The following is a 23,413-nucleotide window of genomic DNA, read 5'->3' on the forward strand; positions in this document are numbered from 1 at the left end:
GGCCGGTCAGCCGACGTGCACCCTCGGCCGCCGCTTCCGGTCGCGTTCCGCCTCGCGCAGGACCTCGCGGGTCACCGGGGCGACCTCGCCCTGGCCGAACAGGAAGAAGCGCAGGAGGTTGGTGAAGGGTCCGCCTTCGGTCCACTCGAAATAGATGTGCGGGGTGCAGCCGGTCAGGTCGCGGGTGTGCAGGAGCAGGGCGGCCAGCGCGTTGGGGACGGAGGAGGACTCCAGGGTCAGAACGCGGTAGCGGCCGTGGAGCACCTCGCCGCGTACGCTCAGGCTCGCCTCGAACTCCGACGGGTCGGTGACCGTCACCTCGACGAAGACGAAGTCCTCCTGCCCGGGCACGTCGTTGTCCTGCCGGATCTGCTCGATCTTGTCCCGGTACTCCGCGATGTCGCGCCGGTCGGGCTCGTTGGCGATGAACCGCATCCTGCGGCTGGCCATGTCCCGGACGAAGCGCTCCGCCATGTCGTCCAGCGACACGCTGGTCACGCGCAGCTCGAACGCCCGGGCCAGCCGCGACAGCAGGGAGACCAGGATGATCCCGGCGATGAAACAGGCGCCGATCTTCACGCCGTCCGGGCGCTCGATGACGTTGAGCACGGTCGTGTAGAGGAACACCGCGGAGATGACCGCGAAGCCGATGGTCCAGTTCCGCTGCCGGGCCTTGCGTGCGGCGATGGTCACCGCGATCGCGGCAGAGCTGATGAGGACCAGCACACCGGTGGCGTAGGCGCCGCCCTGCGCGTTGACGTCGGCGTCGAAGATCCAGGTGACCAGGAACGCGATCAGGGTGAAGACGATGACCATGGGGCGTACGGCGCGGGCCCAGTGCGGGGCCATGCCGTAGCGGGGGAGGTAGCGCGGCATCAGATTGAGCAGGCCGGCCATCGCGGAGGCGCCGGCGAACCACAGGATGGCGATCGTGGAGACGTCGTAGACGGTGCCGAAGGCGTTGCCCAGGTAGTCGTGTGCCAGATAGGCCAGTGCGCGTCCGTTGGCCTGGCCGCCCGCCTCGAACTCCTTCTCGGGGATGAGGAGGGTGGTGATGAAGCTGGTGGTGATCAGGAAGACACTCATGATGAGAGCGGCCGTGGTGAGCAGCTTCTTCGTGTCCCGGATGCGGCCCTTCGGGTTCTCCTCCGTGTCGCCGTCGTCGCCCTTGACATGCGGCATCACGGCGACGCCGGTCTCGAATCCGGACAGGCCGAGGGCCAGTTTCGGGAAGACGAGCAGGGCGACGCCGATCATGACGAATATGTTGCTGTGCTGGGTGGTGAGGGCGCTGGACCAGTCGGCGACCACGTGCCCGGCGGTGACCACGTGATAGAGGCCGACGGCCACCACGACCGCGTTCAGCGCGAGGTAGGCGCCCACCAGGGCGACCGCTACGCCGATGGCCTCCAGGAAGCCCTTGAGGAACACCGCGCCGAGCAGCGCGACCAGGATCAGGGTGATGAGCAGCTGCTTGTCGTGCAGGGCGCTGTGCAGGTGCGGGTTCTCCACCAGGTGGGTGGAGGCGTCGGCGGCCGACAGGGTGATGGTGATCAGGAAGTCGGTGGCGGCGAAGCCCAGCAGGGTCAGCACGAACAGCTTGCCCTGCCAGAAGGAGAGCAGCCGCTCCAGCATCGCGATCGAGCCCTCGCCGTGGGGGCTCTCCTCGGCCACCCGGCGGTAGACCGGCAAGGCGCCCGCCAGTGTGACGATCACCAGGACGATCGTCGCGACCGGGGAGAGCAGTCCGGCGGCGAGGGCCGCGATCCCCGGCTGGTAGCCGAGCGTGGAGAAGTAGTCGACGCCGGTCAGGCACATCACCCGCCACCAGGGCCGGCCCTGGTGCGGGGGCCCCGGTTCGGCGTGGGGCCCGGCGTGGCCGCCGCCCTTGCCCATGTCGGACAGGCCCTCCAGCATCCAGGCACGCAGGCGGCTGGGTGGGGCGGGCTCCGTACGGCTCGGTGACGGGTGCTCAGTGGTGGCCATCGAAGGTGCTCCCGAGAGGCGGCGCAGGGTAGTTCCGGCCATCACTGGACGGCCCGATCAGCGTAAGCGGAGCGTGATGGCATGGCCCGAGGATGAGAGGGCTGAGCGCGTCAAGCTTCCGTTAAAACTCGGCGTAGGGCGGCTCCGGTCGGGTGCCGGGGGTGTGAAACGCGAGCTGAGGGCGGGTGGGGTGGCTGCCGGGCGGCCTGTCCGTGCGTCAGCGCCGTGTCCGCGGTCGGCCCGTATCTGAACACCCTGCGTGATCGCAGATCGGTTGACTCCGTAAGGTTCGTTCAGCACTTCGAATGTTTCGCCCCAACTGCCACTCTTGCATCGAGGTCAGATTCACCGTGCGCGAGGGGTTGTCACCCTTTGGCCGCTGTCTCTAGGGTGCGGCAACGACGCAGCTTTCTGAAGTTCACCCGAAACTTTCGAGGAGCATGATGGGCGACCCGGCACTGTCCCGCCGCGGCTTTCTGGCGGCTTCCGCCGCGGCCGGTCTGGGGACGACGGCACTGACCGCATGCGGTGGGGACTCGGACGGAGGGTCGTCGGGGACGACCACGATCGAGTGGTGGAACATCTCCACCACCGAGCCGGCGAAGAGTGTGTGGGCTGCTCTCGCCCGCAAGTTCGAGGCGCAGAACCCCAAGGTCAAGATAAAGATCGTCCAGCAGGAGAACGACGCCTACAAGTCGAAGATGACGGCCCTGACCTCCTCCGGGAAGCTGCCCGACATCTTCCACACCTGGGGCGGCGGAGTGCTGAAGCAGCAGGTCGACGCCGGACTCGTCGAGGACCTCACGGACAGCACCAAGCCGTGGGGCGACGCCCTCCTCCCGGCCGCCAGAGAGCCGTACCTGTTCGACGAGAAGGTCTACGGCATCCCGTTCGACATCGGCATGATCGGCTTCTGGTACAACAAGGCGCTCTTCGCGAAGGCCGGTATCAGCGCGCCCCCGACCACGTGGACCGGCTTCCTCGACGCCGTGCGGAAGCTGAAGTCCGCCGACGTCACGCCCCTGGCCCTGGCCGGCAAGGAGAAGTGGCCCGGCATGTACTACTGGGCCTACCTCGCGATGCGCACCGCAGGCGCCGACGCGTTGCAGAAGGCCTACGACGACAAGGACTTCACCGGCGCCCCCTTCGTCGAGGCGGGAGAGCACCTCGACGAACTCGTCGGCCTCCAGCCGTTCCAGAAGGGCTTCCTCGGCGCCGCCTACTCCACACCCACCGGTCAGGCCGCCGCCGTCGGCAACGGCAAGGCCGCCATGGAGCTCATGGGCCAGTGGGCCCCCGTGGTGCAGGCCGACGCGGGCAAGGGCCTCGGCAAGGACCTCGGCTTCTTCCCGTTCCCCGCGGTCGAGGGCGGCAAGGGCGCCATCACCGAGGTGTTCGGCGGAGGCGGCGGACACGCCCTGCGCCGGGGCGCCCCGCAGGCGGCCGTCGACTTCCTCAAGTTCTTCGCGTCCGAGGCCACCGACCTGGAACTGGTCAAGAAGACCGGAGTCCTCCCCGTGGTCCCGGCGGCCGAGAGCGCCATCGCCGACCCCAACATCAAGGCCGTACAGGAGCAGTTGAAGAAAACCACCGGCTTCCAGCTCTACCTCGACCAGGCCTACGCGCCCGCCGTCGGCCAAGAGGTCAACGACAGCGTCGCCGCGCTCATCGCCGGTTCCAAGTCCCCCGGGCAGGTCGCCCAGTCGATCACCAGGACCGCGAAGGAAGAGCAGTAGCCGGCGATGACCTCTACGTTCCTGCCGGACAAACGGACCGGCCCCGATGCCGGCCTCCCGCCCCCGGCCGCGGACCGGGCCCGGAGCCGGGCCCGGCGACGCGCACTGAACTGGCTGACCGCGACAGGCTTCCAGCTGCCCGCCCTGGTGCTGTTCATGGGGCTCGTGCTGCTGCCGATGCTCTTCGCCCTGTACGCCGCGTTCTTCCGCTGGGGCGGCTTCGGCATGCCCTCCGACTACATCGGCGGCGAGAACTTCACCCGGCTCTTCCAGGACGAGGTCTTCCTGGGCGACCTGTGGCGCTGTCTGGTCCTCGTGGTGCTGTCGCTCGTCCTTCAGCTGCCGTTCGCGCTCGCCATGGCCGTCCTGCTCAACCAGCGCATGCGCGGCCGGGCGGTGTACCGGATGCTGTTCTTCGCCCCGTACGTCCTGTCCGAGGCGATCACCGGTGTCCTGTTCGGCATGATCTTCGCCCCGGACGACGGCTTCGCCGACCAACTTCTCGGCAGGATCGGGCTGGAGGGGCTCGGCGGGGAGTGGTTCGCCGACCCGTCCACGGTCATGGCGACCCTGTTCCTGGTCATGACCTGGAAGTACTTCGGCTTCCACATGATGCTGTACCTGGCCGGGCTCCAGGCCGTCCCCAAAGAGCTGACCGAGGCGGCGCTCATCGACGGGGCAGGTCCCTGGCAGCGCTTCCGCAGCGTGACGCTGCCGCTGCTCGCGCCCACGCTGCGCATCAGCGTCTTCCTGTCGGTCATCGGGGCCATCCAGCTCTTCGACCTGGTGTGGGTGACCACCGCGGGCGGCCCGGACCACCACTCCGAGACCATGGCCGTGACCATGTTCCAGTACGGCTTCAAGCGCTACCAGGTCGGCTACGCCAGCGCGATCAGCGTGGTCATGTTCGGCATCAGCCTCGTCTTCGCCCTCGTTTATCAGCGCTTCGTGCTCCGGCGCGATCTGGAAGGGGCCACCACGACCATGCGGGGTGACGGAAAGTGACGGTCAGTCGGAAGTCCCGCAGGGGCGGGAGTGCGCCTCTGCACCTCGTCCTGGTCGTCGTCGGCGCGGTCATGGCCGTCCCCCTGCTCTACGCCGCGCTCTCCGGCTTCAAGTCCACCGACGAGCTGTCCCGCAACCCGGTCGGTCTGCCCGAGTCGTGGGTGACCTCCAACTACACCCAGATCCTCGGCTCGGGGGACTTCTGGCGGCTGATCGGCAACAGCACGCTGATCGCGGTGGGCACGACCGTCCTGGTCGTCGCGGTCTCGGCCCTGTCGGCCTTCTCCTTCGCGCGGTTCGCCTTCCGTGGCCGGGAAGTGCTGTTCACGCTGTTCACGATGGGGCTGATGTTCCCCTTCGCGGTGGCGGCCCTGCCGTTGTTCCTGCTGCTGCGCTCCCTGGGCCTGCTGGACAACCCCCTCGGAGTGATCCTCCCGCAGGCGGCCTTCGGACTGCCGATGACCATCATCATCCTGCGGGGCTTCTTCCGGCAGATCCCCGGTGAGCTGGAGGAAGCGGCCACGCTCGACGGCTGCAGTTCGTTCGGCTTCTTCTGGCGGGTGCTGCTGCCCATGGCGCGGCCCGCGCTCGGCACGGTCTCGGTGCTGGCCGTCGTCACCAGCTGGAACAACTTCTTCCTGCCGCTGCTGGTGTTCACCGACGCGCAGTGGTGGACGCTGCCGATCGGCGTACAGCAGTTCCAGGGGCAGTACTCCGCGGAGTACGCCAAGGTCTTCGCCTATCTGGTGCTGGCCATGGTTCCCGCACTCGCCTTCTACTCGGTCGCCGAGCGCCAGCTCGTCGGCGGCCTCACCGCGGGCGCCACGAAGGGCTGACACGCCCCGCGGACGTACGGCTCACCCACCCACCTGATCTGATCCGATCTGATCGTGAGGAGTCGCACCATGCGCAGGACCGCCATACGGCTCAGACTCGCCGGGACGCTGGCCGCCGTGCTGGTGGCCGGAGGCATCGCCACCGGCCCGGCGGCACAGGCCGGCGAGGAGTACGGCAAGGAACCCACCCTCGCGGACCTCGCCCAGCGGCACGGCCGCTACTTCGGCAGCGCGACCGACAACCCCGAACTCGTCGACGCGCCGTACAAGGCCCTGCTCGGCAGCGAGTTCGACCAGATCACGCCCGGCAACGGCATGAAGTGGTACGCGACCGAGCCGCAGCAGGGTGTGTTCGACTTCTCCCAGGGCGACGAGATCGTGAACCTCGCCCGTGCCAACCGGCAGAAGGTGCGCGGCCACACCCTGGTCTGGCACAGCCAGTTGCCCGAGTGGCTCACAGGGCGGGAGTGGACCGCGCCGGAGCTGAGGGCCGTGCTGAAGAAGCACGTCCAGGCGGAGGTACGGCACTACCGGGGCAAGGTGTTCGCCTGGGACGTCGTCAACGAGGCGTTCAACGAGGACGGTACGTACCGGGAGTCGGTCTTCTACAAGACGCTCGGGCCCGGGTACATCGCCGACGCGCTGCGCTGGGCGCATCAGGCCGATCCACGTGTGAAGCTGTACCTCAACGACTACAACATCGAGGGGATCGGCCCGAAGAGCGACGCTTACTACAAGCTGGCCAAGGAGCTGAAGGCCAAGGGCGTCCCGCTGCACGGCATCGGCCTCCAAGCCCACCTCGCCCTCCAGTACGGCTATCCCACCACGCTGGAGGACAACCTCCGCCGCTTCTCCCGGCTCGGCCTCGACACCGCGCTCACCGAGGTCGACGTACGGATGCAACTGCCCGCTACCGAGGAGAAGCTGGCACAGCAGGCGGAGTGGTACCGGGACCTGACCGAGGCGTGCCTGGCGGTACGCCGGTGCGTCGGAGTCACCCTCTGGGACTACACCGACAAGTACTCCTGGATCCCGCCGTTCTTCCCGGGCGAGGGCGCGGCCCTGCCGTGGGACGAACAGCTCAGGCCGAAGCCGGCGTACTTCGCGCTGCGTGAGGCGCTCGGGGGGAGGTAGCGGGGGCGGGGGGCGCCCTGCTGCAGGGGGTTCGGCGGGGCGCCATTCGGGCAAGCCCGGGCGGCGGGCGACATCAGCGGTCGGGTACAGGGACTCGCGGTCGGGGGGTGTGCTCCCCCGGGTGGCAGGGCCGGATCCCGGTCCGTCGGGTCCGGCCCGCCGCAGGGACGGCGGCGCCACGGGCGGGGTCGGCGGTGCCGGACGGTCGGTGCCGCGCCCGGCTCCAGGTCAGACCTGCCCCGGGGGCATCGTGCTGGCGCGTATCACCAGGTCCGTTCCCAGTTCCACCCGTGGGGAGTCCGGTTGTTCGTCGCGCCTCAGACCGAGGACCGTGCGGACGGCCAGTTTGCCCATGTCGGCGAGGGGCTGGCGGATCGTGGTCAGTGGGGGAGCCGACCAGCGGACTTCCGGAAGGTCGTCGAAACCGACGACGCTCATGTCCTGCGGCACCCGCAGCCCGCGCCGCCGCAGTGCCTCGATCGCGCCGAGTGCCATCTGGTCGCTGGCGGCGAACACGGCGGTCGGCGGCTCGGGCAGCTCGAGCAGAGTGTTGCAGGCGGTGAAGCCGGACTCGGGGCGGAAGTCGCCGGGGACGACGAGGGACGTGTCCATCGCGACACCCGCGCCTTCGAGGGCCGCTCGATAGCCGTCCAGCCGGGCCCGGGAGCACAGCAGGCGCGGCGGGCCGGCGATCAGGCCGATCCGGCGGTGGCCGAGGGACAGCAGATGTTCGGTGGCGGCCATGCCGCCCGACCAGTTCGCGGCGCCGATCGTGGGCGCGTCCAGGGCGGGGGAGCCCGCCGGGTCGACGACGACCAGCGGGACGCCGAGGATCCGCAGCTCCTCGTGGAGCATCGGTTCCAGCGCGGACGTGACGAGGATGACGCCGTCGGAGGCACGGGCCCGGAGGTTGCGCATCCACTCGCGGGCGTCGCCCGAACGCCCGTGGATGGCCGACACCACCGTGCCGACCCCGGCCGCGTGCGCGACCTCCTCGACCCCGCGGATGATCTCCACGGCCCAGGGGCTGTCGAGGTTGTTGAATACCAGGTCGAGCAGGGCCGCACGGGTGCCCGGGGCCGCGGGGCGCTTGCGGTAGCCGTGCCGGCGCAGCAGGTCCTCGACCCGCGCCCGGGTCTGTGGCGACACGTCGGACCGGCCGTTGACGACCCGGGACACGGTCGGCACGGACACGCCGGCCTGCCGGGCGATCTCCGTGATCGTGACCTTGCCCTCGGCGTCGGCCTCACGTGCTGCCACTTGCCCCACCTCCGTCGACGGGTGACCGCGAAACTTCCAGGAGTCTTCCGGAAAACGGTCATCCGTGGGAAGGCGTACGAGCCAGGAACGGGAAGTCGCAGCAGGTGACGGGGAGTGACAACCCCCGGACATGCGTCGGGGCCGGTTCGCAGGGTGTCCCGCGGCCGGCCCCTCATATCTGCGGCGGGCGTCACCCCGCCCGGCGGCCCTCAGGCAGCCGTCATCACCTGGCTGCCGGCCAGCGGACGGTGCGGGGCGATGACCCGGCCGTCCGGCAGAAGCTCACCGGTGTCCTCGAAGAGCACCACGCCGTTGCACAGCAGGCTCCACCCCTGCTCCGGGTGGTGCGCCACGAGACGGGCGGACTCCCGGTCGGCGGATTCGGCTGACGAGCATGGTGTCTGGTGCTGGCACATGGGTGGGATCTTTCGCTCTGTCGTGATGGATGAGGTGACCGAGTTGTCTGAGCCGGTCGCCGTGTCTGTTCCGCGGCTAGAAGTGTCGTTCATGGCCGCCCCCCGTGATAAGTCGTCGGAACCCAGTGTTGCCCCACGGGCGTCATTCCGCAGGGATTTAGCGGCACCGCTTCTCACAGATTCAGGACGCATCACCCGCGCGGACGGTTCATCCCAACTGGGCTGTCACTTCGGGTGGTTCACAGTGGCCGGATAGGGCTAGTCAGATCGGGTCGGGGGCTTTCCGGCTCGTACGAGCTATTAGGTGCTCGTACGAGCGATAAAAAGCCCGCACCCCGTCGCCGGGAATTCGGCGACGGGGTGCGGAAAGCTTCACGCGTGGCGTTTCATGCGGGTGAGCCGAGCAGTCGCGTGGGAGTCGCCCGGTGGGTCAGCACCGGGAGGAGCTCGGCGACGCGGTGCGGGCGATGTGCCGCGATGCCGGGAGGCGCGGGCGCCAGCGGGACGAGCAGGTCGGTGGCGGCGGGGTGGCCGGCGGCACCGTCCGCGGTGCAGTCCTCGTGCAGCCAGAGCGTCAGCATGTACAGGCTGGGCACCGACAGCAGGCGGGGCTGGTACGGCTGCGGCATCGTCTCGGCCTGGCGCAGGGCGTGCTCGGTCGAGGTGATGTACGGGCCTTCGAAGAAGTGGGAGAAGGCCCAGCCGTCGGGGGTCAGCATGGTCTCCGCCGCGGCCACGGCACGCTCGCCGCAGTGGATCAGGAAGCGCCACCCGGCCAGCCGGGTGGCCGATACCCCCTCGGCCGTGACCCGGTCGAGAACGTGGACGGGCAGCGGGAGCTCGGCTGCGACGGGTCCCTGGGCGCGGAGCAGGGAGGGAGTCCGGGCCTCCCGGACCGCGGTCGGCGAGGAGAGCGCGGTCAGGACGGAACGGAGTGCGGGCGCGGGAGCCGGGGGGACATGCAGCGGCATGGTGGGTCGCCTCTCATTCAAAGGCACGGTGGCACGAGGGCGGGGGCGGACGGCGCTGTCTGCTCACGAGGGTCGACAGAGGCAGGGCCGGGTCTCATGAGCGAGAGGGGGTGGGGTCCGCCGATCACCGCTTCGACGGCAGGACCCATCGACCGTGGGCGCCAAGCTTCTGCCTTGTTCGCGGAGTTTATACGACACGGGATCAGACTGGGTTTCGCCTAGCCGTTTCCGGTGAGTAGAACAAGGGTACATTCGGTCGGCGATACGCGAGAATTATCCCGATTCCAGGCGGGGGTGTGAGGTGATGACCTCGGCGAATGTCCGCGAACCGGTCGGCCCATTCTCGTCGGCGTTTTTCACGAGTTCGCGGACACCGAGCGGACACCGAAACCTGTCCTGTGCGACATGCCGAGTGAATGTGCCACTGGTCACACGCGACCAGCGTAGCGGTCGGCGGGCCCGTCCGGGACGTTATCGATCGCTTTCGCTGGGCATCCTCCACCTGACCGTGACCCCGGCGGCCGGATCTCAGGCTCGCATCATCCGAGGAGGGACGCTTCGATGGGGGAGAAGGTCGTGGCAGGGCGGTTCGACCTGTCCGATCGCCAGCGCTACCGCGACAAGCTCCGTCGGTGTCTGACGGGCTTGGAGCGGCTCCTGGCGGAGAAGCGGTTCGATCGCCCGAAGAACCTCATGGGGCTGGAGATCGAATTGAATCTCGCGGGCACCGACGGCATGCCGAAAATGTTGAATGCGCAAGTCCTGGAACGTATCGCGAGTCGGGACTTCCAAACAGAACTCGCCATGTTCAACCTGGAAGTGAACATTCCTCCACATCGCCTGGGGGGGCGGGTATTCGACCGGCTCGGGGAGGAACTCCGTACGTCACTGGCATATGCCGACCGAAAAGCAGGGGAAGTCGACGCGGGAATCGTGATGATCGGCATTCTGCCGACCCTCGACCGGGACGACCTGGTGTCGTCGAACCTCTCCGACGTCGACCGCTACACCCTCCTCAACGACCAGATCGTGGCCGCCCGGGGCGAGGAGTTCACCCTCGACATCGCGGGCGTGGAGCACCTCACGTGCACCTCGAAGTCCATCGCGCCGGAAGCCGCCTGCACCTCCGTGCAACTGCACCTCCAGGTCACCCCGGGCCGGTTCGCCGATGTGTGGAACGCGGCCCAGGCGGTCGCCGCCGCCCAGATCGCGGTCGGCGCCAACTCGCCCTTCCTGTTCGGCCGCGAGCTGTGGCGCGAGTCGCGGCCCCCACTGTTCCAGCAGTCCACCGACACCCGCCCGCCCGAACTCCAGGCCCAGGGCGTCCGGCCGCGCACCTGGTTCGGCGAGCGCTGGGTCACCTCGGCGTACGACCTCTTCGAGGAGAACCTCCGCTACTACCCGGCCCTGCTGCCGATCTGCGACGACGAGGACCCGCTCGAGGTGCTCGACCGGGGAGGCACCCCGACGCTCGCCGAGCTCGTCCTGCACAACGGCACGATCTACCGCTGGAACCGCCCGGTCTACGGCATCGCCGACGGCGTCCCCCACCTGCGCGTGGAGAACCGCGTCCTGCCCGCCGGGCCCACCGTCACCGACGTCGTCGCCAACGCGGCGTTCTTCTACGGCGTCGTCCGCGCCCTCGCCGAGGAGCCCCGGCCGGTGTGGACCCGGCTGCCGTTCGAGGCGGCCGCCGCCAACTTCGACGCCGCCTGCAAGGACGGCATCGACGCCCGCTTCACCTGGCCCCGGCGCGGCCGGTACGGCGGCACCACGCAGGTCGACGCGGTGAGCCTCGTACGGGACGAACTGCTCCCGCTCGCCGAGGCCGGGCTGGACGCGTGGGGTGTCGAGCCGGCCGACCGCGACCTGTACCTGGGCGTGATCGAGGAACGGTGCCGGCGCCGGGTGAACGGGGCGAGCTGGCAGGCCGCGACCTTCCACAAGGCGCTGGACGCGGGCCACACGCGGGAGGCCGCGCTGGCCGCCACCACCCGGCGCTACCGGGAGCTGATGCACAAGGGGGATCCGGTACACACCTGGCCGGTGGGCCTGCCGGAGCCGGTGCCGCTGGGCTGACGCGCCGCCGGGGGTGACATTCTGCTGCCTTCATACTGATCCGACAGATCGTTTCCGACAGGTCGGTGAAGTGGAGGCAGGTGTGCAGGCGGAGGCGAGCCCGGTGGCCGACGATTCCATTCCCCAGCAGCGGCTCTCGCGGCGGATGCTGCGCAACGAGACCCTGCTCGTGCTGGCGCTCTCGCTGGGGGCGAGCGGAGTCTCCGCCCTGATCAGCTTCATCGGCTCGGTCACCAAGCCCGGCGGGCTCAAGGACCAGGCGGCCACGATGAACGCCTCGGCCGCGCCCGGCCGTCCCTGGCTCGACCTCGCCTGGCAGCTCTTCGGGATCACCACGGCGCTCGTGCCCGTCGCGCTCGTCGCGCACTTCCTGCTGCGCGAGGGCGCGAGTCTGCGCACCATCGGCTTCGACCGCACCCGCCCCTGGCCCGACCTCGGCCGCGGCGCGGCGATCGCGGCGGTCATCGGCAGCACCGGCATCGCCTTCTACCTCGCGGCCCGCGGCCTCGGCTTCAACCTCACCGTGGTGCCGGAGGCGCTGCCCGGCGTGTGGTGGAAGTACCCCGTGCTGATCCTCTCCGCGATCCAGAACGCGGTGCTGGAGGAAGTGATCGTCGTCGGCTATCTGCTGCGCCGCCTCGGACAACTGGGCTGGACTCCGATGGCCGCGCTGGCCGGCAGTTCGGTGCTGCGCGGCTCGTACCACCTCTACCAGGGCATCGGCGGATTCATCGGGAACCTGGCCATGGGCGTCGTCTTCGTCTATCTGTACCGCCGCTGGGGACGCGTCGGCCCCCTCGTGGTGGCGCACTCGCTGCTCGACATCGGGGCGTTCGTCGGGTACGCGCTGCTCGCCGGCAAGGTCGGGTGGCTCCCGACGGCGTGAAGGAACGGGGGAGGGGCGCACGACGGTGTCGTACGCCCCTCGTTTCACACGGCCCCGTCGTCTCAGGCCAGGAGCTCGCCCTCGATGACGGTGACCGCCCTGCCCGTCAGCAGGGTGCGCTCGCCGCGCAGTTCCGTGCGGACGAGGCCGGAGCGGCGTGAGGCCTGGAGGCCCGTGAGCCCGGGGCGGCCCAGGCGCTCGGACCAGAACGGGGCGAGCGCTGTGTGGGCGCTGCCGGTCACCGGGTCCTCGTCGATGCCGACGTTCGGGAAGAAGCAGCGCGAGACGAAGTCGTAGCCCCGGGCCGGGTCTTCCGCGCGGGCCGTGGCGATGACGCCGCGCGCGGAGTGGGCGGCGAGGGCCTTGAGATCGGGGCCGAGGCCGTGCACGGTCTTCTCGTCGGCGAGCTCGACGAGCAGATCGCCGACGTTCGGGCCGGTGTCGAGGACCGTCAGCGGCTCGGCTCCCAGAGCCTCGGCGAGGCCGCGGGGCGGGTCGACCCGGGTGAGCGGTGCCGTCGGGAAGTCCATGGTGACGGAGCCGTCGCCGGCGGGCGTGGCGATGAGGACGCCACTGCGGGTGGCGAACCGCACCGGCCCCTCGTGGGCGCCGCTGGTGTACAGGACATGGGCGGTGGCGAGGGTCGCGTGGCCGCACATCGCGACCTCGGCGGCCGGCGTGAACCAGCGCAGCGCCCAGTCGGCCTCGCCGCCCTCGGGGAGGGGATGGGCGAAGGCCGTCTCGGCGTGGTTGACCTCCAGGGCGATGTTCTGCAGCCGGCTGTCGTCCGGGAAGGCGTCCGCGTCGTTCAGGAGCATGACCCCGGCCGGGTTGCCGGTGAAGGGACGGTCGGTGAAGGCATCGACGATTCGTATCCGCATGCCCCGACGCTAGAGGCCCGTCGAGGCCGTGGACCAAGGCCAATTCACGAGTCCTGGCCCGATTCACGGCCCGGTCGGCCCGCACCGGCTCTCTCGGCGTCGCTCCGCTTGACCTTGACACAGTGACAAGGTCTTCACTGTGGCCGAGGAGGTGGTTCCGATGACCATGCGGCAAGAGGACACGAACCCGACGCGAGCTCTCCAGGGGCTGGAGAACCGCGGCTCTTCGGTCCGGCTGCAGGCAGCGCTGGCGGCCGGCACGACCCCGGATCCCCGGTTCGTCGACAAGCTCATCGAACGATGCGCGATCGAGCCCGAGTTCTACGTGCGCGACATGCTCACGTGGGCGCTCACCCGCCACTCATCGTCCATGACGGTCCCCAGACTCATCGATGAACTGCGCGCGGAGCGTACACAGGCACGAAGCCAGGCGTTGCACACGCTGTCCAAGATCGGGGACCGGCGAGCGTGGCCTGCGATCACACGGGCGCTGCTGACCGACCCCGACGACGAGGTGGCGCGGAGCGCCTGGCGAGCAGCGGTCGCCCTCGTGCCCGAAGGCGAAGAACCCGTGCTGGCCGGAGTGCTGGCGGCACAGCTCGGACGGGGCGGGCGTGAGACGCGGTCGAGCCTCAGCCGGGCGTTGATCGCGCTCGGAGAGCCGAGCACGCCGGCCCTGCGCGCAGCGATGACGGACCCCGACCCCCGTGTGCGTCAGCACGCGTTCGCCACGGAACGGCTGTGGCGCGACCCGGATGCCGGATTCGAGTCCGCGATCGAGGAGGCGAAGCGCGTCGTCGCCCTCGGCGCGGCAAGCCAGGAGGGATGACAGGCAGTGTTGATCGGTGAGGTGGCACGACGGTCCGGGGTCAGCGCCCGCATGCTCAGGCACTACGAGTCGCTCGGCCTGGTGAGGCCGACGGGCCGTACCGACGCCGGCTATCGCGCGTACTCCGGCGAGGACATCCGGCGGATCTTCCATATCGAGAGCCTGCGGTCACTGGGGCTGTCGCTGCGTGAGGCCGGGCGCGCGCTGGACGATCCCGGCTTCCGGCCCTCGGAGCTCGTCGACGACCTCGTCCACCGGACGCGAGAGCGCATCGCGAGTGAGACGGAGCTGCTCACGCGACTCCGTCGGATCGGTGCCGCGGAACCCGCCGGCTGGGAGGACGTCCTCCAGATCGTCGGGCTCCTCCACGCGTTGGGATCGAAGAGCGCCGGGACGCGCCAACGCGCGGCCCTCTCCTCGGTCGAAGAGGTTGCGCGGCCGGTGGAAGCCCTGGTCGAGGCAGCGTTGAGCGAGACGGACCCGAACGTCGCCGGAGCCCTTCGATGGGCTTTGGCGCAATCGGGCGAGGGCGGATCGGCCCTGCTCGCCGAGGGCCTCGCCTCACCCGTGGCCGAGATCCGGAAACGTGCCGTCCAGTCCCTCGCCGAGATGCCGGACGGTGAGGCGACCGCACTGCTGCGGGACGCTCTCGCGCATCCCGACATCGTGGTCCGCAGGTACGCGGCGCTGGCGCTCGGGGCACGTGGAGTGGACGAAGCCGTCCCGACGCTCATCGACATGGTCGTCGAGGAGGCGAACGACGTCGACGCGGCCGATGCGCTGGGCGCGCTGGCGAGTGATCCCGAGTCGGCGGACCGGATCGCCGCCGGGCTCGTCGACCGCCTCGCCCACGGCACCGCCGAACCGTCCGCGCGTCGGCGGCTGACCCAGGCGCTCGCGGACATCCCGGGGCCCACGGCGTCCCGTGCCCTCGCCGATCTGGCACAGGACGAAGACCGCCTCGTCGTACTGACTGCCACGTACATTCTCGGGATTCGCGACGCCCGCTGAAGCCGCTCGTCCGGCATGGCCTTGCCTTGCGAACACTACCGATATATCGTTGAGGTATCGCGACAGATCAACGATGGAATGGAGAGTGGTTGCGATGCGTACCCACGGTTACGAGCACGGACATGGCCACGGCGGACGCGGTCACGGCCGGGGCGGCTTCGAAGGGCTGCGTGCGGCCTTCGGTCCCTTCGGGCCCGGCGGTCCTGGTGGTCCCGGCTGGGGAGGGCCCGGTGGTCCGGGCTTCGGTCCCGGCCCCTGGGGCGGTCGAGGGCGCGGCGGGCCGAGGGGAAGGGCGCGGCGCGGTGACGTGCGGGCCTCGATACTCGCCCTGCTGAAGGACCGGCCCATGCACGGCTACGAGATGATCCAGGAGATCGCCGAGCGCAGCGGCGGGGCGTGGAAGCCCAGCCCGGGCTCGGTGTATCCCACCCTCCAGTTGCTGGAGGACGAGGGCCTCATCATCAGCGAGTCCGAGGGCGGCAAGAAGCTGTTCTCGCTCACCGAGGCGGGCCGCACGGCGGCGGAGGAGGGACCCGAGGCGCCCTGGGAGGAGGCCTCCCGCGGGGTCGACTGGGAGGCCCTCGGCGAGATCCGCCAGGCCGGCTTCGGGCTGATGGAGGCCTTCGGCCAGGTCTGGAAGACCGGCAGCAAGGAGCAGCGGGAGAAGGCGCTCGGCGTCATCAACGAAGCCCGCAAGAAGCTCTACCTGATCCTCGCCGACGAGGACTGAGGGCCGGCCCCTCGTGGCGCAGGCGCCCCCTGGAGTGATCCGGGGGGCGCTTCCTCGTGCCGGGGTGTCAGGTCACCAGCCCGTCCAGCTTGCGCAGTGACTCGTTCAGTGCCGCCGTGGCCGAGTCCCTGAGCTTGCCCGCCATCAACGACACGGCCGCACCCGTGAACTCGCCGTCGATGCGGACCGTCGTCGCGTCGCCGTCGGGAGTGAGGGTGTATCGCGTCCCTACGGTCACGGCCATCGGGCCCTGGCCGCGGATGGCGAGCACCCGGGCCGGTTCGAGTTCCTCGACGGTCCACTCCACCTCGGCCGGGAAGTTCATCAGCCGCATGTTCTCCCGGAAGGTCGCGCCCACTTCCAGGCTCTCGGGGCCGCCCGCCGGGAAGCTGGTGTGGGTCGCGTTCCACTCGCCGTACGCGGACCAGTCCGTGAGCCTGGCCCACACCTTCTCGGCCGGCGCCCCGATGCGTGCCTCCGCGCTGACTTCGGCCATGCGACCACCTCTTCGTCTCGGGTGTCGCGGAACGTAGCCTTGGCGGCCGCAATGTTCAATACTGACGAACAGTCAGACATGGTGGGCCGGCGGGGAGAACAGCCTGATGTCCTCCGTAAGGAGGAGATTCCGGCCGGCGAAGTCCACTTCCTGTGGGACGCGAAAATGCTCCCCGCCGAGGATGACCCGGGCTCGCGGGACTGATGGGGTAGGGGATGTGCAACCCCGTATCCCCCGGCAGTCGGCCCCTGAGCACGGCATCCACCGCGCAGAGAACGATGCCAGGCTCAGTGACGAGCTGGCGTCGGTGATCGGCGGTGCCCGTCGCCGGGCGGTCAGGGACGGGGACCGGCAGATCGACACCGCCCATCTGCTCCACTCGCTGCTGGATTCCGACCCCGAGGCGCGTGCCGTCTTCGGTGACGGACCGCGGATCGCGCGACTGCTGGGCTATCTCGTCCAGCGCAGCATCGGCTACGGCCTGCGCTGGCAGAGCGGTGTCGAGGACTCCGGCGCCGTCCCCGTGGTGACGGAGAGCGCGGGGTTCTCGCCGCTGGCCGCGGCATCGATGGAGTACGCCTGCGAACGCGCCGCACACCGCGGCGGACCGGCCCGCGGCATCGACCTGCTCGCGGCGATCGTCGTCGACTCGCAGGCGCGCGCGGTCGAGGTGCTCGAACGCGCCGGGATCGACCCGCACGAGGTGCTCGCCCGGCTCGACGGCTGGTCCGGCCGGCCCGGGGAGCGGGCCGGAGGCGGCGAAGCCACGCACTGACCGGTCCCTGCCCGGAGCGTTCGTCCCGTCCAGGCAGTGAGACAGGTGCCTTAGGGCGTGACGCTCCTGTCGGGGCCTGCCATCATGTGCCGGTGCGTACCACTGAGAGCAGTCCGAGCAGGCACGGCAGGGGCATGGGGCTCGGCCTCGCGCTGCTGTCCGCGGTCGCCTTCGGCGGATCCGGAGTCGCGGCCAAGCCGCTGATCGAGGCGGGCCTGGACCCGCTGCACGTGGTGTGGCTGCGCGTGACCGGGGCCGCCCTGGTGATGCTGCCGCTCGCCATACGCCACCGCGCGCTGCTGCGCCGCCGCCCCGGACTCCTCGCCGGGTTCGGGCTGCTGGCCGTCGCCGGTGTCCAGGCCTTTTACTTCGCCGCGCTCTCCCGTATCCCCGTCGGGGTGGCGCTGCTCATCGAGTACCTGGCGCCCGCGCTCGTGCTCGGCTGGGTGCGGTTCGTGCAGCGGCGGCCCGTGACACGTGCGGCCGCGGTCGGTGTCGTCCTCGCGGTCGGAGGACTCGCGTGCGTCGTCGAGGTGTGGTCGGGCCTCGGCTTCGACGCCCTGGGGCTGCTGCTCGCGCTGGGCGCGGCCTGTTGCCAGGTCGGCTACTTCGTCCTCTCCGACCAGGGCAGCGACGCCGGGGCCGAAGCACCCGACCCGCTCGGCGTCATCGCCTACGGCCTGCTCGTCGGCGCGGCCGTGCTGACCGCCGTCGCCCGGCCCTGGACCATGGACTGGTCCGTGCTCACGGGCACCGCCCGCATGGACGGCACGCCCGTCGCCGCCGTGGTCCTGCTGGCCTGGATCGTCCTGGTCGCCACGGTCGTCGCGTACGTCACCGGCGTGGTCTCCGTGCGCCGGCTCTCCCCGCAGGTCGCCGGTGTCGTGGCCTGTCTCGAAGCGGTCATCGCGACCGTCCTGGCCTGGGTCCTGCTCGGCGAGCACCTGTCGGCGCCGCAGATCGCCGGTGGCGTCATCGTGCTGGTGGGCGCGTTCATCGCGCAGTCCTCGACGCCCGCGAAGGGTTCCGAACGGCCGGTGGCCAGTGGCGGCCCGGAAAGGGAGTTGTCCACCCCCGGAACGGCCGCATAGGGTGTCGATCATGCCGTCCCACGCACTCGTTCTTCCGCCTCCGGCCGCCTGAGGCGGGCCCTCCGGAAACCGCGTCCGGCGTGTCGCCGCCGGGCCGAACGGTGCTGCCCGCAGACGAAGTCCGCGGACCCCGCTGATCCGGGGTCCTTCCCGAACTTCCGCGCACCCGCCGCCGCTCGTTCCGCGCGGCGCGTCGTGCGCGTCTGCGGAGAGAACACGTGTCGAACACTTCCTCCGGCCTGCCCGTCGGGCGAGGCCTCCTCTATCTGATCGTCGCCGGTGTCGCCTGGGGCACCGCGGGCGCCGCCGCCTCCCTGGTCTACCGGGCCAGTGACATGGGGCCCGTCGCCCTCTCCTTCTGGCGCTGCGCGGCCGGCCTCGTCCTGCTGCTCGCCGTCCGCCTCGTGCGGCCGCGCGCCGGGACGGCCGTACGCGAGCCGCTCGGCCGCCGGGCGCTGCGGGCCGGGGTCACCGGGCTCGGGCTCGCGGTCTTCCAGACCGCCTACTTCGCGGCCGTCTCCGCCACCGGCCTCGCCGTCGCCACCGTCGTCACCCTGGGCGCCGGGCCCGTGCTCATCGCGCTCGGCGCCCGGCTGACCCTGGCCGAACGCCTGGGCCGGGGCGGATCCGTCGCCGTCGCGGGTGCCCTCGCGGGGCTCGCGGTCCTCGTCCTCGGCGGCGGGGACACTGCCGTACGCCCGTGGGGTGTGCTGCTCGCGCTGCTGTCCGCGGGCGGGTACAGCGCGATGACGGTGCTCACCCGCCGGTGGGGACGTGACGGCGGCGCCGACGCGTCCCGGACGACCGTCGGGGCCTTCGCCGTCACGAGCCTGTGTCTGCTGCCGTTCGCCTGGGCGGAAGGGCTGCTGCCGCACACCGAGGAGCCCGGGCGGCTCCTGGTGCTGCTGGCGTACGTCGCCGCCGTGCCGACGGCCCTCGCCTACGGCCTCTACTTCGCGGGGGCGGCCGTTGTGCGGTCGGCCACCGTCTCGGTGATCATGTTGCTCGAGCCGGTGAGTGCGGCGGTGCTCGCCGTTGTGCTGCTCGGGGAGCGCCTCACGGTGGCGACGGTGGCTGGGACCCTGCTGATGCTCGGGTCGGTCGCGGGGCTTGCGGTGGGGGAGGCGCGGACGCCCAAGGAGCGGGCAGTGCTGGTGTGACGGCGGCTGCGGGCTGTGGCTGGTCGCCCCCACGCGGCGGAGCCGCACATCAGCACAGCCCGGCGCCCCTGCGGGTCAGTTGCCCTTCAGATAGTCAGGCAGCTCTGTGCCCGGAGCCAGGCCCGGGTCGGGAATCGGTGTGCCGTAGGTCTTCCCGACCGGGACCACACCGGCCCAGTGCGGGAGGCCGAGATCCTCCGGTCCGTCGTTCACTCCGCCCGTGCGGAGCTTGGCGGAGACCTCGTCCAGGTCCAGGCGGAGCACGGCGGTGGCGGCCAGTTCCTTCTTGTCGGCCGGGCGGGAGTCGGCGGCGCGGCCCGGCACGACTTGGTCGACCAGCGCGTCCAGGGCCAGCCGCTTCTCCTCGGGGTCCGTCACGTCGCGGGCTACGCCGTGCACCATCACGGAGCGGTAGTTGATCGAGTGGTGGAAGGCCGAGCGGGCCAGGACCAGGCCGTCGACGTGCGTGACGGTCAGGCAGACCGGCAGGCCCGGGTCGGCCTGGCCGGCCGCCCGCAGCGGGCGCGAGCCCGTCGAGCCGTGCACGTAGAGCCGCTCGCCGACCCGGGCGAACAGCGTGGGCAGCACGACCGGCGCGCCGTCGCGGACGAACCCGAGGTGGCAGACGTAGGCCTCGTCGAGTATCGCGTGCACCAGTTCCCTGTCGTACGAGGCCCGGTTGGGGGAGCGGGTGGGGACGGTGCGGTCGGTCGGGGCGTAGGCGGTGGCGGGCTGCGACGGCGTCTGTGCGGTCCCCTGCATTGGCGCGCTCCATTGCACTAGTGCATAATCAGCTTTGTGCTAGGAGACTATCGGATCAGCGGGCGCCGTGCGGCGGACATTTCCGCGAGCGTCGAGCGGGCGGTGGGGGCCGGTGAGCTGCTGCCGAATCAACTGCTGCCGCCCATGCGGGTGTTGGCGGAGCAGTTGGGGGTGAATCCCAACACGGTCGCGGCCGCGTACCGGACCCTGCGTGAGCGTGGGGTCATCGAGACCGCCGGCCGGCGCGGCAGTCGGGTGCGGTCGGCGCCGGCCACGACCGGGCGGGACCAGATCCGGGTGGACGTCCCCGAGGGTGTGCGTGATGTGGCTGCGGGCAATCCGGACCCGGCGTTGCTCCCGCCGCTCGCGGCCGCGTTCGCGGCGGCGGCCGCCGAGGCCGACCGTGCGCCCGTGCTCTACGGAGAGGACCCCGTGGAGCCGGAGCTGGCCCGGATCGCGCGGGCCGGCCTCGACGCCGACGGGGTGCCGGACGGGCCGCTCGCGGTGGTCTCCGGGGCACTCGACGGCGTCGAACGCGTGCTGGCGGCCCATCTCAAGCCCGGCGACACCGTCGCCGTCGAGGACCCCGGCTGGGGCCGCACCCTCGACCTCGTGCCGGCGCTCGGGCTCAGGACCGTTCCCGTCGGCGTCGACGACGACGGGCCGTACGCGCAGGACGTGCGCCGGGCGTTGGAGGCCGGGGCCCGGGCCCTGATCGTCACGGACCGGGCGCAGAACCCGACCGGTGCCGCGGTGAGCGCCACGCGCGCGCGTGCCCTGCGGTCTGTGCTCCGGGAACACCCGGAGACCCTGCTGATCGAGGACGACCACGGCCACGGCATCGTCGACATCCCCCTCCACCCCCTCGCCGGCGTCACCCGGCACTGGGCCTTCGTGCGCTCGGCCGCCAAGGCCTACGGCCCCGATCTGCGCCTCGCCCTGCTCACCGGCGACGCCGTCACCGTCGACCGGGTCCGTGGCCGGCAGCGCCTCGGGCCGGGGTGGGTGAGTCGGCTGACGCAGCGGGCCCTGGTGCGGCTGTGGGCCGACGGGGCGGTGGACACGCGCGAGGTGGCGGCGGCGTACGGGCGGCGCCGGGACGCGCTGATCGAAGCGCTCGGCCGCCGGGGTGTCGCGGCACACGGGCGCAGCGGAATGAATGTGTGGGTGCCCGTGCCGGACGAGACCGGAGCTGTCGCCCGGCTGCAGCACGCCGGATGGGCGGTCGCTCCGGGGGCCCGCTTCCGGATGAGCGCACCGCCCGGCATCCGGGTCACCGTCTCGACGCTGGCCGAGAACGGGAGCGGGGACGGGGGCGAGAAGGGGAACGGGGGTGAGATCGAGGTGCTGGCCGACGCGATCGCCTCGGCGCTCGGCCCGGCCCCGGCGTGGAGCTACGTCTGAGGCCCCGGCTGTGTCCTGGGCTTCGGCCGGACCTGCGTGAGGGCCGCACCCGTCAGTACGATCACCGCGCCGACCGGTGTCGACCAGGCGAGCGACTCGCCGAGGAGTGCGACGCCCGCGGCCGTGGCGATGACCGGGATGAAGTAGGTGACCATCTGGGCGGTCGTCGGGCCGACCTCGGCGACCAGGCCGTACTGGAGGAGCAGGGCGAGGCCCGTGCCCAGGGCGCCCAGGGCGGCGATCGCCAGCAGCGGCACGACGGGCACACCGCTGGGCAGGGTGGTGAATAGCGGGGTGACGACGGTCAGCTGGACCGTCGCGAGCAGCAACTGCGCGCCGGTCATGGACAGGTGCGAGTGGCTCGTGCCGGCGAGGGTGCGGCGGACGTAGATCCAGCCGATCGGGTAGCTGAGGGAGGCCAGCAGGGCCAGTGCCGTGCCGGTGGCGTCCAGGCCGTGGAAGCCCTGCCAGGCGCCCAGCACCGTGAGTACCCCGAGGAAGCCCAGGCCGAGCCCCGCGACCCGCACCCGGGTCGGGCGGTCCTCCGACAGGGCGACCAGGGACAGCGCCATGCCCCACAGCGGCGAGGTCGCGTTGCAGATGCCCGCCAGGGTGGACGGGATGGTCAGTTCGGCGTACGCGAACAGCGAGAACGGCAGGGCGTTGAGCAGGAACGCGGCGACCGCCAGATGCCCCCAGGTGCGCGCCCCGCGCGGCAGCCGCTCGCGGCGCACCGCCATCGCGACGGCCAGCACCGCCGTGCCGAACACCAGTCGGCCGAGTGTGACCTGGAACGGCGCGTACCCCTGGGTGCCCACCTTGATGAGCAGGAAGCTGAAGCCCCAGATCAGGGACAGCGCGGCGAAGCGGAGACGCCAGCCGAGGCGGTGCCGGGGCCGTTCGGGCGAGGCCGTGGTGAGCCGGCCGGGCGTGGCGGTGACGGTGGTCATGGAAGCCACGATGCTGGAACGGAACCGCGTAGCACAATCGAGATTTCGCACCCGATAATGCGTAGCATTGCTTATATGTTGAACCTGGAGCGCCTGCGCACCCTCGACGCCCTCGCGCGGCACGGCTCGGTCAGCGGCGCGGCCGAGGGCCTGCACATCACGACCTCCGCCGTCTCCCAGCAGATGTCCAAGCTGGAACGGGAGGTCGGCCAGCAACTCCTCGCCAAGAACGGCCGGGGCGTGCGGCTCACCGACGCGGGCCGACTGCTCGCCGAGCATGCCGCGCGCATCCTGTCCCAGGTCGAACTCGCCCGGTCCGACCTGGAGGCGCAGCGCGGGCAGGTCGTAGGCGAGCTCAGAGTGTCGGCGTTCCCGACGGCCGCCCGCGGCCTGGTCCCGCACGCGCTGTCCGCGTTGCGCGAGCGGCATCCCGCGCTCCGGCTGCGCTCCTGCGAGCTGGAACCGGAGCGCGGCATCGCCGGCGTCGTGCGCGGCGACCTCGACCTCGCCGTGGTGCTCGACTGGTACAACAAGCCGATGGCGCTGCCCGACGGCCTGGTCAAGGCGCCCATCCTGGACGACCCCGCCGACGTGGCCATGCCGGTGGACCACCGGCTCGCGGGGCGGGACGAGGTGGACCTCGCCGAGTTCGCCGACGACGAGTGGATCACCTGGGGCGAGGGCGAGTTCTGCCATGAGTGGCTGATGTTCACGCTCCGCTCGAAGGGCATCGAGCCGATGGTCGGCCATCGCGCCGCCGAGACCCATACACAGCTCGGGCTGGTCGCAGCGGGCCTCGGGGTGTGCATCGCCCCGTTGCTCGGCCGCCACCCGGTGCCCGACGGCGTCGTGACCGTCCCGGTCAGGCAGCGGGTCCGGCGGCATGTGTACGTCGTCTGGCGTGCGGACGCCGACCGCCGCCCGTCGATCCGGGCCGCGGTCAAGGCCCTGCGGGCGGCAGGGAAGAGCGTCGCCTGAGCGCTCCGAGCGCGGGCTACCGCACTCCTCGTGCGCC

General features: G+C 70.9%; 22 protein-coding genes. 14 read left to right on the forward strand and 8 right to left on the reverse strand.

The genetic code is table 11. From position 1 onward, the window contains the following. Positions 1 to 6: 6 nt before the first annotated feature. Positions 7 to 1,986, reverse strand: coding sequence for an APC family permease (locus OG542_RS34170; RefSeq protein ID WP_328415892.1), 1,980 nt, complete (start codon positions 1,984 to 1,986; stop codon positions 7 to 9). Between the two features lie 443 nt (positions 1,987 to 2,429). Here OG542_RS34170 and OG542_RS34175 point away from each other — a divergent pair, with 443 nt between their 5' ends. The 4 genes from OG542_RS34175 (at position 2,430) to OG542_RS34190 (ending at position 6,697) form a co-directional block, all read left to right on the forward strand. Next, positions 2,430 to 3,722, forward strand: coding sequence for an extracellular solute-binding protein (locus OG542_RS34175; RefSeq protein ID WP_328418218.1), 1,293 nt, complete (start codon positions 2,430 to 2,432; stop codon positions 3,720 to 3,722). A gap of 6 nt (positions 3,723 to 3,728) precedes the next feature. Then, complete coding sequence (locus OG542_RS34180) at positions 3,729 to 4,727, forward strand: carbohydrate ABC transporter permease (RefSeq protein WP_184599476.1); 999 nt, start codon at positions 3,729 to 3,731, stop codon at positions 4,725 to 4,727. A gap of 71 nt (positions 4,728 to 4,798) precedes the next feature. Beyond that, entirely contained in the window at positions 4,799 to 5,563 is a 765-nt protein-coding gene (locus tag OG542_RS34185; protein WP_229872965.1) for a carbohydrate ABC transporter permease, read from the forward strand. 69 nt (positions 5,564 to 5,632) lie between these two features. Beyond that, complete coding sequence (locus tag OG542_RS34190) at positions 5,633 to 6,697, forward strand: endo-1,4-beta-xylanase (protein WP_311130233.1); 1,065 nt, start codon at positions 5,633 to 5,635, stop codon at positions 6,695 to 6,697. Between the two features lie 228 nt (positions 6,698 to 6,925). Here OG542_RS34190 and OG542_RS34195 read toward each other — a convergent pair whose 3' ends face one another. The 3 genes from OG542_RS34195 to OG542_RS34205 form a co-directional block, all read right to left on the reverse strand. Next, a complete protein-coding gene (locus OG542_RS34195; protein WP_328415894.1) occupies positions 6,926 to 7,957 on the reverse strand; it encodes a LacI family DNA-binding transcriptional regulator in 1,032 nt (343 codons plus the stop codon). A 209-nt stretch (positions 7,958 to 8,166) separates the two neighbouring features. Further along, positions 8,167 to 8,373, reverse strand: a complete 207-nt coding sequence (locus OG542_RS34200) for a DUF5999 family protein (protein ID WP_193482070.1) — start codon at positions 8,371 to 8,373, stop codon at positions 8,167 to 8,169. 386 nt (positions 8,374 to 8,759) lie between these two features. Continuing rightward, positions 8,760 to 9,344 (reverse strand): hypothetical protein, encoded by a 585-nt coding sequence (locus OG542_RS34205; protein WP_311130231.1) that lies wholly within the window; start codon positions 9,342 to 9,344, stop codon positions 8,760 to 8,762. 561 nt (positions 9,345 to 9,905) lie between these two features. Between OG542_RS34205 and OG542_RS34210 the strand changes: the two genes are divergently transcribed. Both OG542_RS34210 and OG542_RS34215 read left to right on the forward strand, forming a co-directional pair. Beyond that, the gene (locus tag OG542_RS34210) at positions 9,906 to 11,423 is read left to right on the forward strand and encodes a glutamate-cysteine ligase family protein (protein ID WP_328415897.1); all 1,518 of its coding nucleotides are present in this window, start codon (positions 9,906 to 9,908) and stop codon (positions 11,421 to 11,423) included. A gap of 82 nt (positions 11,424 to 11,505) precedes the next feature. Further along, positions 11,506 to 12,309 carry a CPBP family intramembrane glutamic endopeptidase gene (locus OG542_RS34215; RefSeq protein WP_311130533.1) on the forward strand — a complete coding sequence of 268 codons (804 nt, stop codon included), beginning with the start codon at positions 11,506 to 11,508 and terminating at the stop codon, positions 12,307 to 12,309. A 62-nt stretch (positions 12,310 to 12,371) separates the two neighbouring features. Here OG542_RS34215 and OG542_RS34220 read toward each other — a convergent pair whose 3' ends face one another. Beyond that, positions 12,372 to 13,190 (reverse strand): PhzF family phenazine biosynthesis protein, encoded by an 819-nt coding sequence (locus OG542_RS34220; RefSeq protein ID WP_328415899.1) that lies wholly within the window; start codon positions 13,188 to 13,190, stop codon positions 12,372 to 12,374. 160 nt (positions 13,191 to 13,350) lie between these two features. Between OG542_RS34220 and OG542_RS34225 the strand changes: the two genes are divergently transcribed. The 3 genes from OG542_RS34225 to OG542_RS34235 all read left to right on the forward strand — a co-directional run bounded on the left by OG542_RS34225 (position 13,351) and on the right by OG542_RS34235 (position 15,760). Beyond that, positions 13,351 to 14,019, forward strand: coding sequence for a HEAT repeat domain-containing protein (locus OG542_RS34225; RefSeq protein ID WP_328415901.1), 669 nt, complete (start codon positions 13,351 to 13,353; stop codon positions 14,017 to 14,019). Positions 14,020 to 14,025: 6 nt separating this feature from the next. After that, entirely contained in the window at positions 14,026 to 15,030 is a 1,005-nt protein-coding gene (locus tag OG542_RS34230; RefSeq protein WP_328415903.1) for a HEAT repeat domain-containing protein, read from the forward strand. A gap of 94 nt (positions 15,031 to 15,124) precedes the next feature. After that, complete coding sequence (locus OG542_RS34235) at positions 15,125 to 15,760, forward strand: PadR family transcriptional regulator (RefSeq protein WP_193482077.1); 636 nt, start codon at positions 15,125 to 15,127, stop codon at positions 15,758 to 15,760. A 67-nt stretch (positions 15,761 to 15,827) separates the two neighbouring features. Here OG542_RS34235 and OG542_RS34240 read toward each other — a convergent pair whose 3' ends face one another. After that, complete coding sequence (locus OG542_RS34240; protein WP_328415905.1) at positions 15,828 to 16,256, reverse strand: type II toxin-antitoxin system Rv0910 family toxin; 429 nt, start codon at positions 16,254 to 16,256, stop codon at positions 15,828 to 15,830. A gap of 217 nt (positions 16,257 to 16,473) precedes the next feature. On the opposite strand from OG542_RS34240, the gene OG542_RS34245 reads away from it, so the two are divergent. The 3 genes from OG542_RS34245 (at position 16,474) to OG542_RS34255 (ending at position 19,282) form a co-directional block, all read left to right on the forward strand. Beyond that, positions 16,474 to 17,031 (forward strand): Clp protease N-terminal domain-containing protein, encoded by a 558-nt coding sequence (locus tag OG542_RS34245; RefSeq protein WP_328415907.1) that lies wholly within the window; start codon positions 16,474 to 16,476, stop codon positions 17,029 to 17,031. Positions 17,032 to 17,165: 134 nt separating this feature from the next. Continuing rightward, positions 17,166 to 18,122, forward strand: a complete 957-nt coding sequence (locus OG542_RS34250) for an EamA family transporter (protein WP_408057879.1) — start codon at positions 17,166 to 17,168, stop codon at positions 18,120 to 18,122. A 218-nt stretch (positions 18,123 to 18,340) separates the two neighbouring features. After that, on the forward strand, positions 18,341 to 19,282 hold the full coding sequence (locus OG542_RS34255; protein ID WP_328415911.1) for a DMT family transporter: 942 nt from the start codon (positions 18,341 to 18,343) through the stop codon (positions 19,280 to 19,282). Positions 19,283 to 19,357: 75 nt separating this feature from the next. Here the strand turns inward: OG542_RS34255 and OG542_RS34260 are convergent, their stop codons facing one another. Beyond that, complete coding sequence (locus OG542_RS34260) at positions 19,358 to 20,044, reverse strand: pyridoxamine 5'-phosphate oxidase family protein (RefSeq protein ID WP_328415913.1); 687 nt, start codon at positions 20,042 to 20,044, stop codon at positions 19,358 to 19,360. Positions 20,045 to 20,080: 36 nt separating this feature from the next. Here OG542_RS34260 and OG542_RS34265 point away from each other — a divergent pair, with 36 nt between their 5' ends. Continuing rightward, the gene (locus tag OG542_RS34265; protein WP_328415915.1) at positions 20,081 to 21,448 is read left to right on the forward strand and encodes an aminotransferase class I/II-fold pyridoxal phosphate-dependent enzyme; all 1,368 of its coding nucleotides are present in this window, start codon (positions 20,081 to 20,083) and stop codon (positions 21,446 to 21,448) included. On the opposite strand, the gene OG542_RS34270 is transcribed toward OG542_RS34265, so the two are convergent. Further along, positions 21,439 to 22,398 carry a DMT family transporter gene (locus OG542_RS34270; protein WP_328415917.1) on the reverse strand — a complete coding sequence of 320 codons (960 nt, stop codon included), beginning with the start codon at positions 22,396 to 22,398 and terminating at the stop codon, positions 21,439 to 21,441. The genes OG542_RS34265 and OG542_RS34270 overlap by 10 nt on opposite strands. 75 nt (positions 22,399 to 22,473) lie before the next feature. Between OG542_RS34270 and OG542_RS34275 the strand changes: the two genes are divergently transcribed. Continuing rightward, positions 22,474 to 23,376: a LysR family transcriptional regulator gene (locus tag OG542_RS34275; RefSeq protein ID WP_328415919.1), complete on the forward strand. Its 903-nt coding sequence runs from the start codon at positions 22,474 to 22,476 to the stop codon at positions 23,374 to 23,376. Positions 23,377 to 23,413 lie beyond the last annotated feature (37 nt).

The sequence above is a fragment of the Streptomyces violaceus genome, from assembly GCF_036014075.1.
GTDB classification, from domain to species: Bacteria; Actinomycetota; Actinomycetes; order Streptomycetales; family Streptomycetaceae; genus Streptomyces; species Streptomyces violaceus.